This is a genomic window from Allobosea sp. P1_A7, from assembly GCF_056406775.1.
In genome coordinates, this window is the sequence record NZ_JBFTZN010000270.1 from 1 (window position 1) to 14,850 (window position 14,850).

Here is a 14,850-nt window from a genome sequence, read left to right on the forward strand (position 1 = left end):
AGGCTTTGGTTGGCGTTGGCGGAGATTGGCGGCGATCTTGGGTCCGAAATGGTTCACCCAGCGGCGCACCGTCTCGTCGGACACGGCAATTCCGCGCGCGGCCAGCAGATCCTCGACGTCGCGGAAGCTGAGGTGAACGGGAGATACAGCCAGATTGCCTGCTGGATGATCGCGGGTGGAAAGCGATAACCGCTGTAACTGATCTTTGCCATTCTCAATGGCTACCAACCCGACCGAGGCGCAACAACTCCGCTACGGCGTGACGATGCCGGCACGTGCCATATAGCGCATCTCGCTGACCCTTTCCCAACCGAAACGCCATTATCTGATTGAAGAGGTAGTGTTCATTCTGCCCCGCCAAGTGAGGAACTTCGCTGTCCCGTGCGATGCCGTCGCCACATGCAGCGCATTGCTCCACAGCGTCGACTTCGTTGACGCTCCGAGATTGAGGCGGTGATGCAACGGAATCCGCTGCGTCACCGTCCGTACTTCCTCGAGTGCCGTTAAGGAATCGGAGCGCGGATTCGGGCATAGCGGAACGCCCGACCGACGCTGGCAGGCTGTCCGGCGGCCCGCATCACCAGCCCGCGTTCGCTTAGCCGCGCCAGTGCCCGCGAGACTGAGGCGCTCGTGACAGCACTTTCCGGCCGACCGAGCCCGGTGATGATATCGCGAGGTCGTGCCCAGTCGCCTATATGGAGCTGCGTCGCCGTTGCGTCATGAACATAGGCAGGCCAGACCGCCAGCAGCGCAAGAATGTCATTCTGCAGGGGTGACGGTCCATTGCCCATGCTGTGAGGTCCCTTAGCGGTTAATAACATTCCGAATCAGAGTATTATTAACCGCTAAAGATCAGGCAAGCCCTACGCAAAGAAAAACGTCACGGCAAAATCTCTGTCGGGCTCGACAACCAAGGAAAATTACCATGGGTAATCATGGCTGCGCTGGCGCTGCGCGCCCATACTTTCCGACTGAAATCTGACGGGTCGAAGTGGCGGCGCTGCAGCTCGCGACAGATCCTGCTGACGAAACCGGGCCAACCTCGTCGGGGTGCGACGCCAGCTTGGCGGCGACATCGCGAAGGGAAGCGTCACGATGATCGGGAGCGGCTCGGCGGATGGTGTGGGTGTCGTCGGACGCAATTCCCTGGGCGCCATAGGATCTGGACATTCGCCCGTTCACGCCGCGGCGAGAATCGCAAACTGCACTGCGATGGACGGATTTAGATTCTAGGCGGCATTGTTACGGGAATGGTGCGATATCCGCCGCGCCTACCGGCGATCGCAACAGAACCTGCGCGGCATTGTAGAAGCCCCTTTTCACGAAGCACCGGCGGCTCGCCTTTCACGGCCGGAGGTTCTGTGCAGGGATTTGCTCCGGAGCGTTCAGATGGACGCGTCGTATCCTCGACACGCTCGTGCTTCGAGGGACGGGAGAGGAGAGGCGATCGGAATGAAGAGAACGGCAAGACGTGGACGTGCGGCATCGGCGTTCGTGATGCGCCCGCTCACAGCGAACATCCCCGCCAACCGAACAGACCCGAACAGATAAGAACAGCGCTGTCCGTAACTGGCAGGATGTTGCCAGTGCGGAAGAACGTCCCGCGAACGACTCAGAAACGGCGCAAGGACCGTGCCGCCATATCTGACACGCTCACGCACCCAAGAACGCATGCCCCGCTCCAGGTGATCGTCCATTTCAGCGAAGGCGAGGCCAAGGCCCTGGCCGTGCTGGCCGGCGCGTTGGGATCGGACGAAGGACGCGCCGCTGGCCAGAGCGCCCGCCCGCGTCAGGGAAGAAATGAACATCGCCAAGTCGCGGCATCGCAACATGACGAAGCACGTCAGGCCCCATGTCTGAGATCGCCCCTGACTGCACAAGCTCTTCGAGGGGTTCTGTTGCAAATTCCCTAGGTGTGAGCTCTCAATAGGTTGTCCATCCGGTCCCGAGCGAGGAAGCTGAGGTTGCGAAGCTTCAGTCTCCATCGAAGGAGGACCGGATGAACATCCACAAGAATGCCCGTCAGACGCAGTTGGGTCGAGAGCGGCAGGCACGGCCTCTGGCGTGATCGCCAGGCGACAGATTGTAAGACGTCAGCAGACGACGTTTGAGGCCCTTGAATTTCCGGCCATCATTCAAGCAGATCAGATCATTGGGTGCGACTGACTTCTTGATCTAAACCGCGGGTTCACGCTTCTCCTCGACAGGAGCGCTTCGCCGCTCATCCATGCATCGAACGGTGACAGCTTCTACTCGACTGCCGGGCGCAACCTGCTACCGGCATTCCAAGCCTCTTTGACTGCTTGTTTTCGCCGAAAGGCCGTTGTGAGATATGCAAGAGCGTTTCAAGCTCGCTATTCGGGGAACGAAACGACAATGAAATTCAAGCCCGTTATCTCTGCTGGCCTGTTCGGCGCCGGCCTATTCGTTTGCTTCGCGACTGCTCCCGCGGTCGCCCAATCACCCAAGCCGCCGGCTCAAGTCAAGGTGACGAACGCGCGTACCGCGCCACTGGCTTCCCTGGAAATCACGACGTCGGGCGAGCAGCCGCGCCTGATCGCCAAGCTCACCAAGCCGCTCGGGCCCGGCAAGAGCATTGCCCTCAAGCTGAACAAGCCCACGGGCTGCAGCTACTCCGTCCTTGCCAAGTTCAGCGACGAGGTCGAGAGCGATAGTGACCTCATCGATCTGTGCAGCGAGAAGTCCATCCGACTGACGGATTGAACCCGCAACCATAACGGATTGGCAAGTCACACCGACGCACATGTAGGCTCGCGGCGGTCCTCCTGATCTCCGATAATGGCAAAAGCTGATAGGATAAGTTGTGGCACTTGCATCGACGACCGCCTTGGTGACCGGGGCCGACAGCCAAGGGATTGGGCGCGGGATTGCGCTGGCGCTGGCGCGCGAAGGTGCCGACGTCGCGCTTCACTGGTATCGAAGTGAATCGGCCGCCGAGACGCTCGCCACGGAGATCCGCGCACTCGGCCGAAACACGGTGCTCGTGCATGCCGATATGGGCGATGCGGCCGCCGCCCGCGCCGCAGTAAGGCAGGCGGACAAGGCGTTGGGCGGTCTCGGCATCCTCGTCTGCAACGCCGCCAAGATCCAGCGAAAGCCCTTCCTCGACATCACTGACGAGGACTGGGCCAGTATCCATGCTGTGAATCTGCAGGGTTATTTCGCCTGCTCGCAGGAAGCCGCCAAGCTCATGATCGGCCATCGCAGGCCGGCCCGGATCATCATGGTCTCGTCGGTTAACCAGGCCCATGCTAACCCTGCCATTGCCCATTACGTTGCGACTAAGGGCGGCGTGATGATGTTGGCCCGCGCCATGGCTCTCGAGCTCGCTCCTCACGGTATTACCGTCAACCTCGTCGCTCCGGGTACGATCGAGACCGATATCAATCGCCACATGCTCGCCGATCCGGAGGTTCGCGCCCGCAAGCTCGCGCCGATCCCCGTGGGCCGCGCGGGACTCCCCGAGGACGTCGCAGGGGCCGTCGTCTATCTCGCGGGCGAGGGAGCGTCCTATGTCACAGGCTCGACCATCACAGTCGATGGCGGGTTGACCATCACCTGATCGAGGCCGCGCTCATGACCGATCTGCCGATTCACGAAGTTTACGCCATCCGCTTCGCCCACCACGCGGCGCGCAGGCGCAGCGAGAATTTCCTGGGTGGCGATGCCCATGACGGGCCGATGCCGTTTGACTACTTCGTCTTCGTGATCAGGGGTCCGTCGGGCGCTGTCGTCGTTGATACGGGCTTCAATGCCGATGTAGCGCGCACCCGCGGCCGCCAGCATCTGCGCTGTCCGAGTGAAGGGCTCGCGCTCCTCGGCATCGAACCCGCGTCCATTCGCGACGTTGTGCTGACGCATTTGCACTACGACCACTGCGGCAACCAGCATCTGTTCCCGCAGGCGCGGTTTCATCTCCAGACGTCGGAGATGGCCTATGCCACCGGCCCGTGCATGTGCCACGGCATGCTGCGCGGTGGGTACGATCCAGAGGACATCGCCGCGACGGTGCGCAAGCTCTTCGAAGGGCGCGTCGCTTATCACACGGACGAGGGCATGCTCGCACCCGGGATCACGCTCCACCGCGTCGGCGGCCATACCGAGGGGCAGCAGGTTGTGCGCGTGAAGACGCGAAAGGGCTGGCTCGTGCTCGCTTCGGACGCGACCCATTTCTTCKAGAATTTCGAGCGGGATATCCCGTTCCCGTGGATCTACAATGTCGGCGCAACGCTGGAAGGCTTCAAGCGCCTGCGCGAACTCGCCAGTGATCCCCGGCTGGTGATCCCGGGGCATGATCCGCAGATCATGGAGCGGTTTCCGGCAGCCTCCGAAGCCGCCAAGGGGATCGTCGCGCGGCTCGACTGACTCCGCGCAACGATTGAAACTACCAGTGTCGGCTTCTCACTTCACAGGCACGATGTCCATCGCCAGCGTCTCCTCGTCGCTGCGTAGTCGCACGGTTTGGGCCCGATCCTTCCAGACGGCCCAAGCATACTTGATTACGGTCAGCGGCAGCGTCGCACGATCCTTCATGAAGAGGCCAGCGGCCTTGTTCAGCATGTCGCGGCGCTTGGCATCGTCGAGCTCTCCGCCAGCATCGTCGATCAGCTGATCGACCTCCGGGTTGGCATAGGCGCGCCAGTTGAACTGTCCGAGCTTCTTGGCGGGATCGTTGGAATGGGCGATGGCCGAATAGGTGTAGTAGGCCTCCCCGGTTATCGTGCCCCAGCCGGCCATGGTCGCCGACAGCTCGCCTCGTGGTCGGGCCGAGAACAGGATGGAGACCGGAACGCCGTTGGCGGCGACGTCGATTCCGACCCGCGCCAGCATCTGGACCAGTGTCGTGCCGATTTCGCGGTCGCCCGGGAGACGATCCACGGTAAAGCTCAGGGTGAACTTGAAGCCATTGGGGTAGCCGGCCTCCTTAAGCAACTGACGCGAACGCTCTAGGTTGGCCTTGGTGGCGGGAATGTTGTCATTGTAGCCGAATATGCCCTGCGAGACGAGCTGCGTCGCCGGCGAACCCATGCCGTCCATCGCGATCTCGCCAAGCTGGCTACGGTCGATGGCGAGGTCGATCGCCTCGCGCACGCGCGGATCCCGGAACGGGTTTGCGGGCAGTGCTGAGCCATCCTTGGYGCTGACCTGCGGCGTCTTCTCGCGTAGATCGAAATCAAGCAGGAAGACGAAGATGGTGTCCTGCGTCGGTACGCTGAGCTTGGCGTCCTTCTGCAGCGAGGCGACGTCGTTGGCCGAAACGCGCGCAATCATGTCGACCTGTCGAGCGCGCAATTGAGCAACGCGCGCCGCGTCATTGGCGATCTCCTTGCGCACGACCCGCTGCCAGGGCTGCGGGCCGGCCCAATAACCCTCGAAGCGGTCGAGCGTCAGATCAGCCTTCGGGGTCCAGGAGACGAGTTTATAGGGCCCGGTTCCGATCGCGGCCTTTCCGGAGTTGAAGGCTTCGTTTGAGGTCTCGCGATTGAGACCGGCAGCCGCCTTGGAAGAAACGATGAACAGCCTGACAAGATCGTTGGGCAGGGTCGGCGCGGCGCCCTCGGTCAGCAGATGGACGGTGAAGGCATCGACGATCTTCACCTCCTTGACGCGTCGGGTGTAGAGCGTCGCCGGATTGGGGCCGGTGACATTGGCGATGCGCTCGATCGAGAACTTCACGTCCTCTGCGGTGAAATCCGAGCCGTCGTGGAATTTCACGCCCTTGCGGAGCTTGAACTCCCAAGTGGTTGCATCGACCGGCTTCCATGACTCGGCTAGCCCCGGCTCGACCTGCAGCTTCTCGTTGGACTTGACCAGCGTGTCGAAGACATGCTTGAGCGCCTCGACATGGACACCGAGCGCGCTGAAATGTGGGTCCATCGATTCCGGACCTGCACGTACGCCCACAGTCAGGGTCTGAGCCGACGCCAGCGTGGCCGCGGCGAGCCCCAAAGCCAAAGATGCTGCGCCTAGAAACCTATTGATCAACATGCCCCGCTCGCCTTTGCTCATTGTTCGCCCTCCAAAGATTTTTCGAAGCCGTCCACCGCGGAAAAGCGGATTATCTGCAAAAATGGAATGACAGTCGGGACGTCGTTCATCACGGAAGGCCAGTCGGCACAATCAATCCAAGCCGGCCAATCACAGCCTCGCCACCGTCCGAAGTTCTCGCTCGACTGGGCAGTCTGCCAGCTCAGTCTTGGACTACTGCGGGGCTCAGGTAGGAATGACGCTTCACATCGGATCAGCATCGCCATCATGGCGAATTCAGCCGACGGCTTGGCATGGACGCCGCGACTGGTGCTGATGACGATGTCACTATCGATAAGGCCAGCGGGAAAGTCCAAGAGGATCGCCCCACGGGCAAGGGGACTTCGCCAGCGTGCTTCCCGTTCCGATTTTCGCTGGAACGATAAAACGATCTTGCGGTCGGCGATGTGACGCGTCGGCGGCACTAGATCCGGATTGAAGGCAACCTCGGCCTCGAACCCGGCAGCTTGGTGGATGCGAGGGACAGGCTCAGCCTTGAGCGGAGAGGTGACGAAGATGGCCCGCCGCTGCATGCCTTGCTCAAAACACTGAGGACGAAAGCTGGAAGCAGAGATTGTGCCAATTGGAACTGGTTTGTACAGTGCTATTTGCGAGCCTCCGGAACGGTTCTCCTGTCTGTCGAAGAATGTGGCACAGCCACGTCTCGATGCTTCACAGTCGGCTACCCATCCCGAGACTGGCGCCGTGGCAAGCCCTGCCAGCACTAATTCGACCGCCGCATGATGTTCATGCTCCGTTCGACCTTAGCGTAAGATTTTGAGCAGCTCTTGTTCTGACCCCTCGTAGGGTCGGGCGTTACTCGACTGCTTCCCGGCGGGGATCGGTGTGGCGGGCTTCGATGTCGGCTTTGCTCGCCTGCATCAGTGCCTTTGCATAGGGATCGGTGGGCACGGCGGCGGGATTGTAGCTCTCCTCCTCGCCGAGATCGGAGGCCGGAAGCGGCGGTGCGCGCAGCCCTTCATTCACCATGGCGACCTTGTCGGGACGCTGCGCCTTGTCCTCGCGCATTTGGCGCTTGGCGCGGCGAAGCTGTTTCGAGAGCTTTTCGAGGCAGATGTTGAAGGCAGTGTAGATTTCTACGTTCTCGTGCTCGGCGGCGAGGTTTTGCATGCCACGCGAGCGGAACCGGATTGCGCAGGCGTAGAAGGCCCCCGTCTTCTTGAATTGCACCGTCGCCTCGGTGATCCGCCCGAAATATTTCCCGGCGGTCTCTTCGATCTTGCGCTCGGCGAATTCGCGGAGCGCGTCCCCAAGCTCGACATTATGGCCTGAGACCATGATCGGCTTGTCCATCGCTAGTTGCCGCATCGGCTTCCTCCGTTAGGGGTTCCCCACCCAACCGCAGCACGAACGACCAGGGTTTCAAGCTTTGACCCCGAATGCAAGAGCGTAAAATTTGCCGATCCCAGAGCGGACAACCGAGGCGGGCCATCATTCTCTGCATGCTGAGCTTATCAGGGGGCGCCAGGTCCTTCGGCAAAGAATATCTGTAGCGAGATTGCGGGGGGCAGCAGCAGGCGGTGTATCAAAAGCTGCGACTATCCTTTCAGGCTGACGAGGCTGATACCTAACTCAAGAGGCTGTTGCCGAAGGCGGGCGCTGACGATGACGCTCGCTGGCGCTGTCTGTAGCGGCCTCGAGGCCTCCAATCAGGATCGCATCCGAGCTCGGATTAGCGCGCCAAAGGAATCTCACTAACCCACGTAGTGCAGCTTCCGTGAAAAGCGTTTTCTCGCGCGGTCAGCCGGCTCGAGTAACATGGGGCCGGCGGTCCACCTCCAGTGCAGCACGCCCGCGAGAGCTTGCGGGCCACCGCGACGATCACGCGCCTGCGGCCCTTCAGCCGGGAAAGCCGCGCGCCGAACTTGCGCAGCGGCGACGATTGTCCTCGACCGTTCATGATCGTGTTGGCGGCCAGGAACAGCGCCGAGCGCCCCTCGGCATCGCCGGCTTTCGATGTCCGCCCCAGGTTGTCGCGCTCGCCTGACTGGTCGTGGTGCGGCGTGAGCACGAAGTGGGCCGCCACTGTTTTTGACGGCCGGAGCCGTGTCGGATCGTAGACGGCGGACTTGAACGTCAATGGTGCGATGGAACCGACGCCTGACAGCGTCATCGCCCGCCTGGTTGCGGCACCKAGAGAGCCGAACGAACCGGACCATGGTCGCAGGTTTCGCTGCCACGCCCTCAGACCAAGGTCGGAGGTTTCGGCCCCAATGGACCACAGACCAGCGGCCCCCCAAAGGCACGCGCTGGTCCCGAAAATACCGTGACCTTGTCCTCTAACCACCTATACGTTGGTGGAGTTAATGTGCCCCTAATATTAATCCGCGTTTTGCAATTTGGGGTCCATCATGGCTTCGAGCTTTGTGGTCAATCTCGCCGATCTGAACAAGATTCTTGAGCAAATCAAGGTTGCAGAGCGTAACGTTGCGGGTGAAAGTCTTGTCGATATTATCGGTCAAGATGCATCCTTGCTGCCAATCGGCCTTAGAACGGTCGATGGCAGTAACAATCATCTCCTTCCAGGTCAGAGCCAGGCTGGCGCTGCGGACGGAATCTTCCCGCGGCTGCTGACCCCGACCTACATCAATGATGCCGATGGCGACATGATGCCGCTCGGCCCCCCCGGAGCACCGGTCGTCACCAATACCAATTACGACCCCACCATCACCACCTCGAGCAACCAGCCGGGTGTGAACGTCCACAGCGTCGCGGATGCCGATCCTCGCATCATCTCGAACCTGATCGTCGATCAGACGCTGACCAACAGATCTGCCCTGATCGCGGCCCTCGAAAGGAGCGCGGCGGCCGGGGGTATTTCGCTGACGCCGGGGTCTTCCGTGGCGGCAGCCGCTGCCGATCTGATCCTGGCCGCGCGTGATGCGGCGGCCGCGGCCGCTCCCTTCGCCGCGGCAACGGCGTTAGCTTACGGGCAGGCCGTGACGGCTGCGGGAATTGTACAGACCCAGATCAGCAGCGCGCTTGCGAGCCTGACGGCGCTTCGCGCCGACGTGGCCGCCGATGGCGTCGTCGACGTCTCGACGAATGCAGGCGACGCCGTCACGGCGGCGACGGCCGCCCTTGCGGCAGCAACCAGCGTCCTGGCTGCGCTTCAGGCGCCCGGCACGGCTGCCGCAGCCGCGGACATTGCCAGCGCCCAGGCCCAGGTGAACGCCCTCACGACCTTCGTGGCGACCGTGACGGCCGTGCAGGGAGCCGTCGGCGACGGCGTCACYATTCCCGAATTCAATACGGTCGTCCTTGCCGAGGGCACCGCCCAGGGGCTGGCGACCGCTGCAGCGGCCAATGCGGTGGCGCTCTCCCAGGCCGTGGCCGACCCGGCCGGCCAGCACCTGGTCAATCTCATCGCGGATGCCGGTCTCGAGTTGTCCAATGATGGTTCGATCCTGATCGAGGACCGTTCGCCCGACGTCGGCCTCTCGCCTCCAAACAGCGCCTGGATGACGTTCTTCGGCCAGTTCTTCGATCACGGCCTCGACCTCGTTACCAAAGGCAGCAACGGCACGATCTACATCCCGCTCCAGGCCGACGATCCGCTGATCGCCGGCCCGGACCATATCCTCGGCAATGCGGACGACCTTGCGCCGGAATTCCGCTTCATGACGTTGTCGCGGGTGACGCCCTTCGACGCCAATGGCAACCCGAATCCGCTGGGAACCGAGTCCCAGAACACGACGACGCCGTTCGTTGACCAGAACCAGACCTACACCTCCAGCGCCTCGCATCAGGTTTTCCTGCGSGAGTACAAGTTCAGCGTGGACGCCGTCGGTAATGATGGCATCGCGGACTCGCATGCCGTGAACACCGGCCACCTGCTCAATGGCGTCCATGGCGGCATTGCAAATTGGGCAGAAGTGAAGGCGCAGGCGGCRGAGAAGCTGGGGCTGGAGTTGAACGACGCCGATGTCCTCGACGTCCCGCAACTCGTCGTCGACGCCTATGGCAAGTTCACGCCGGGCACGCATGGCTATGCCCAGGTCATGGTCAATGTGTTTGAAAACGACGGGGTGACGACCCGCATTTCAACGGTTGCCGTCGAGGGCAAGGCGGGCGGCCTGGACATTCACCACATCCTTCCGAGCGACCTGCCGGCAGGTTTCGTTCCCTTGCCGGGGGCGACTGCAACCGTCTTCCAGGTGATCGGTACCGGTCATGCCTTCCTCAACGACATCGCGCACACTGCTGTACCGGTGGTGATCGGCGGCGTCTTGCAGCCCGACGCCGACAGCATTGTCGGGAACCCCGTCCCGGATGACGGCCAGGGCCATAATCTTCAATACGATGATGAACTGCTCAACTCGCATTTCCTGACCGGCGACGGCCGCGGCAACGAGAACATCGGGCTGACCGCGGTTCACACGATCTTCCATTCCGAGCACAATCGCCTCGTCGAGGCGAACAAGGACACCATCATCGCCTCCGGCGACGTGGCCATCGTCAATCAATGGCTCGCCGCCGATCCCGACAACGCCCGGACGGCGATCAGTCAGGTCGAGCTCGATGCCATCAACGCGCTGACCGACCCGTTSGCAAAGGCTGSGGCGATCGATGCATTGGACTGGGATGGCGAGCGTCTGTTCCAGGCCGCCCGCTTCGTCACCGAGATGCAATACCAGCATCTCGTGTTCGAGGAGTTCGCGCGCCGCATTCAGCCGAATGTCGATCCGTTCGTCTTCACCAACTCGGCCGATCTGAATCCGGCGATCGTCGCCGAGTTTGCCCACACCGTCTATCGCTTCGGCCATTCGATGCTGGTCGATACCGTGGACCGGCTCGACAATGATCTCTCGCTCGTCAACAGCGACAACGCTTCGGCCGATGATGCGCAGCAGGTCGGCCTGATCCAGGCCTTCCTCAATCCGCAGGAATTCACCGCCGGCGGCGTCGTCCGGGATAGCCTTGGGGSCCCYGTCGGATTCAGCGACGAGGTGGCGACCGGTGCGCTGATCCGCGGCATGTCCCGTTCGGTCGGCAATGAAATCGACGAATTCGTCGTCGAAGCCTTGCGGAACAATCTGCTCGGACTGCCGCTCGATCTTCCCGCCTTGAACCTCGCCCGGGCTCGCGACACCGGCATCCCGAGCTTGAACGACGCGCGCGCTCAAATCTACGCCACGACCGGCGGCGCCGACCTCAAGCCCTATACCAGCTGGGCCGACTTCACCCAGCACATCAAGCACCCGCTATCCGTGGTCAACTTCATCGCAGCCTATGGCACCCATCCGCTGATCGCCGCCGAGACGACCTCGGAGGGCAAGCGTGCAGCCGCCATGGCCATCGTGCTCGGCACCGATCAGACCGTGCCMGCSAATGCCGCCATGCAGCCGCCGGTCCTGGCGCATACGATTCATGCTCCGGCTGACCGCCTCGACTTCCTGAACGCGACCGGCCTCTATGCGGCGGACGGCGCCGGTCCCCATGACGACAGCCTTGGCGGACTGAACCATGTCGATCTGTGGATCGGCGGTCTGGCCGAGGAGATCAACGAGTTCGGCGGCCAGCTCGGCTCGACCTTCAACTTCGTGTTCGAGTATCAACTCGAGCACCTGCAAAACGGCGACCGGTTCTATTAYCTCAGCCGCACGCAGGGCATGAACCTGCTGAACCTGCTGGAGCCCAATTCGTTCACCGACCTGGTCATGCGCAATACCGACCTGGGCGATCTCCATTCGACGCATCTTCCGGGCAACCTCATGTCGGTTCCGGACATGATCCTGGAGCTCGACAAGCTGGCGGGTCAGGAGAACTATAGCGGCATTGCCGCGCGCGACGGGACCGATCCAGCCGATCGCAGCCTGCTCGATCCCGTGCACTCCGATCCTTTCGTGCAAGGCATCGATCCCAAGGTTCACCGGGTCGAAGGGACGGCCCGCCTGGATGCCAACGGTCAGCCGGTTCTCGATGCGGATGGCAAGCCGATCTTCGATGGCGGAATCCTGCAGTTCTCCGGCGGTGAACACGTCGTTCTCGGCGGCACCGAGGGCAATGACAGGCTGTATGGCGACAAGGGCATCGACACCCTCTGGGGCGATGACGGCAATGACTATCTGAATGCCGGCATGGAATCCGACCAGGTGTTCGGCGGCGGCGGCGACGACATCATCGAGGATCCGTTCGGGGACAATTTCCTGCGCGGCGAAGCCGGTGACGACGTGATCGCCAGCGATGCGGGCCTCACCCTCATGTTCGGCGGCGAGGGCAACGATTTCATCATGGGCGTCACGGACGCCAAGGAAGTGTTCGCCGGCCCGGGCAATGACTTCATTCTCGGCGGTTCMGCACCCGACGGACTGATGGGCAAYGARGGGGATGACTGGATCGAGGGAGGCGAGGGTTTTGACGGTCTGTCGGGTGAAAACTCGGACCTGTTCTTCAACTCGCCGATCATCGGACACGACATCCTCAACGGCCAGGGCAACGACACCGACTATGATGGCGAGTCCGGCGACGACATCATGGTCCAGGGCGCCGGAATCCAGCGCAAYAACGGCATGCTGGGCTTCGACTGGTCCATTCAGAAGGGAGACGAAACCGACGGCGTCATCGATCTCGGCATCTCGCGCTTCGCCAATCAGCTCGCGCTGACATTGCGGGACCGCAACGACTCGGTGGAAGGTGCCTCGGGCTGGAAGCACAACGATACATTGATCGGGACCAGCTTTCCGGTCGGCGCTGTCGGTGCAGGAACCGGCCCGGTCAATGGGCCCGCGACGGACAGCAAGCTTCTGTCCCAGAACGTCGACCTGATCCGCGGGCTCGAGGACTTCATCAAGCTGGCGYCCGGTGCGGTCATCGGACAATCGGCGGSGACCGTCGCGGCCATGGCGGYCCCTGGCTCGCATTTCCGCGATCTCGCTCCCGACACCACTGTCTTCGACCCCGGCAATGGTGGCGACATCCTGCTCGGCGGTGCCGGCAGCGACACCATCACCGGCAATGCCGGCAAYGATCTGATCGAYGGCGACCGCTGGCTCAATGTCCGGATCTCSGTGCATGCCACCAAGGACCCGGCGAGCGCCCAGCTGTTCACGGTCGATGGCTTGACCACCCTCATCTCGGGGACCGGCAATGCCAATTGGGACGGAAAATCGGTCGCMGACCTGATGCGAACCGGACAGATCAATCCGGGCCAGCTCGAAGCGGTGCGCGAGATCATCTCCGACGGCGCCCTGGCAACCGATACCGACGTGGCGGTCTTCCACGGCAGCCGCGCCGACTTCACCCTCRCGCGCAATGCCAAYGGCACGGTRACAGTCGTCGACACWGTCGTGGCRCCGGTCCTCGGGGCAGATGGCATCAAGATCCCGYTGATCGACGACGAAGGCACCGACACGCTCGTGAATATCGAGRTCGCGCGGTTCACGAATTTCGATGCCAATGGCATTCCGACCGGAACGTTCACGGATGTGTCGCTGGCACGAGCAAGCGGCGCACCGACGATCACCAGCACCGGCACCAATGTCCTGACGGCCAGCACCGCTGGAATCGTCGACGCCAACGGCATTGCCAACACCATCCGCTACCAATGGCAGACCTCGGCAACCGGAACAGGACCCTGGACCAATGCCGGGCTGCCGACGGCCAACGCCAACCGCACCATCAACGACGCCAATTTCTATCGGGTGATCGTCAGCTATATCGATGGTGACGGGCTTGCCGAGTCGGTGACCTCCCAGATCGTCGCCCGGGTCGGAACCGGTGGGAACGAAACCATTACCGGCACGGCCGATCCAAACCTGATCAACGGCCTGGCGGGCAACGACACGCTGAACGGCCTGGCAGGTGACGACGTCCTGAATGGCGGAGCCGGCGCCGATACGCTCAATGGTGGCGCCGATAACGATACGCTGGTCGCCGGYGTCGACACCGTCCGCGACGTCCTCGATGGTGGCACCGGGATCGACACCGCGGATTACTCGGCGGCAACGGCGGTTTTGACCGTGACGCTGAACGGCGCAACCGCGGCGGTCGTTGCGGGGTCGGGGACCACGAACGCAACTTCCGACACGATCGCCAATATCGAGAATTTCATCGGCGGGAGCGGCAACGACTCGATCACCGGTGATGCCAACGACAACGCGCTCAGCGGCGGGGCCGGTAACGACGCGCTGAYCGGYGGWCWGGGCAACGACGTGCTCAGCGGCGGGGCCGGTGCCGACACGCTGAACGGCGGCGCAGGCAACGATCKKCTCGATGGCGGCGCCAATCCCAACACTACGGGCGACGTCATGACCGGCGGTGCCGGCGACGACACCTATGTCATCGACGATGTGGCAGGCACGGCTGCTCAACGGGACCAGGTCATCGAGGCCGCAGGCGCTGCCGGCGGCATCGATACGGTGACCGGAGCGGTCAATCTCGACCTCGCACTCTACGCCAATGTCGAGAACGTCACGCTGACGGGAACCGCGAATGTCAGCGCGACTGGCAATACCGGCGACAACATCCTCACCGGYAATGCCGGCAACAACGCACTGACCGGCGGCAACGGCACGGACACGGCGGTGTTCACCGGATCGGTGCTCGACCATACCCTCACCACGACCAATGCCGGCGTGCTGACCATTACAAGCGATGCCGATGGCCGCGACACGCTGACGACGATCGAAAAGGTTCAGTTCGGCGCGACGGTATACACCACCCAGCTGGGAACGGCAGCCGGGACGACGATCACCGGCTCGGCGGGCAACGACCTGATCTTCGGCCTCGGGGGCAACGATACGATCAATGCCGGCACTGGTGACGACGCCATCGTCTGGC

At 62.4% G+C, this 14,850-nt stretch carries 9 protein-coding genes and 1 pseudogene; 4 read left to right on the forward strand and 6 right to left on the reverse strand.

Annotation, left to right across the window (positions count from 1 at the left end):
- Together AC1D34_RS30520 and AC1D34_RS30525 are read right to left on the reverse strand one after the other, a co-directional pair.
- A pseudogene (locus AC1D34_RS30520) lies at positions 1-212 on the reverse strand (IS6 family transposase); the annotation flags it as partial.
- Between the two features lie 1,810 nt (positions 213-2,022).
- The gene (locus AC1D34_RS30525; protein ID WP_441509100.1) at positions 2,023-2,175 is read right to left on the reverse strand and encodes a MucR family transcriptional regulator; all 153 of its coding nucleotides are present in this window, start codon (positions 2,173-2,175) and stop codon (positions 2,023-2,025) included.
- 201 nt (positions 2,176-2,376) lie between these two features.
- Here AC1D34_RS30525 and AC1D34_RS30530 point away from each other — a divergent pair, with 201 nt between their 5' ends.
- The 3 genes from AC1D34_RS30530 to AC1D34_RS30540 all read left to right on the forward strand — a co-directional run bounded on the left by AC1D34_RS30530 (position 2,377) and on the right by AC1D34_RS30540 (position 4,386).
- Complete coding sequence (locus AC1D34_RS30530) at positions 2,377-2,724, forward strand: hypothetical protein (RefSeq protein ID WP_441509092.1); 348 nt, start codon at positions 2,377-2,379, stop codon at positions 2,722-2,724.
- 100 nt (positions 2,725-2,824) lie between these two features.
- The gene (locus tag AC1D34_RS30535; protein WP_476826233.1) at positions 2,825-3,583 is read left to right on the forward strand and encodes an SDR family NAD(P)-dependent oxidoreductase; all 759 of its coding nucleotides are present in this window, start codon (positions 2,825-2,827) and stop codon (positions 3,581-3,583) included.
- Positions 3,584-3,597: 14 nt separating this feature from the next.
- A complete protein-coding gene (locus tag AC1D34_RS30540; protein ID WP_476826234.1) occupies positions 3,598-4,386 on the forward strand; it encodes an N-acyl homoserine lactonase family protein in 789 nt (262 codons plus the stop codon).
- A gap of 36 nt (positions 4,387-4,422) precedes the next feature.
- Here AC1D34_RS30540 and AC1D34_RS30545 read toward each other — a convergent pair whose 3' ends face one another.
- From AC1D34_RS30545 to AC1D34_RS30560, 4 genes are all read right to left on the reverse strand, one after another.
- Positions 4,423-5,898: an ABC transporter substrate-binding protein gene (locus tag AC1D34_RS30545; protein ID WP_476826235.1), complete on the reverse strand. Its 1,476-nt coding sequence runs from the start codon at positions 5,896-5,898 to the stop codon at positions 4,423-4,425.
- Positions 5,899-6,026: 128 nt separating this feature from the next.
- Positions 6,027-6,581, reverse strand: a complete 555-nt coding sequence (locus AC1D34_RS30550; protein WP_441509096.1) for a Rossmann-fold NAD(P)-binding domain-containing protein — start codon at positions 6,579-6,581, stop codon at positions 6,027-6,029.
- Between the two features lie 283 nt (positions 6,582-6,864).
- Entirely contained in the window at positions 6,865-7,377 is a 513-nt protein-coding gene (gene hpf / locus AC1D34_RS30555) for a ribosome hibernation-promoting factor, HPF/YfiA family (protein WP_441509097.1), read from the reverse strand.
- Between the two features lie 364 nt (positions 7,378-7,741).
- The gene (locus tag AC1D34_RS30560) at positions 7,742-8,182 is read right to left on the reverse strand and encodes a transposase (RefSeq protein ID WP_476826236.1); all 441 of its coding nucleotides are present in this window, start codon (positions 8,180-8,182) and stop codon (positions 7,742-7,744) included.
- Positions 8,183-8,420: 238 nt separating this feature from the next.
- Here AC1D34_RS30560 and AC1D34_RS30565 point away from each other — a divergent pair.
- A partial coding sequence (locus AC1D34_RS30565; RefSeq protein ID WP_476826237.1) for a peroxidase family protein occupies positions 8,421-14,850 on the forward strand: 6,430 nt, incomplete at its 3' end.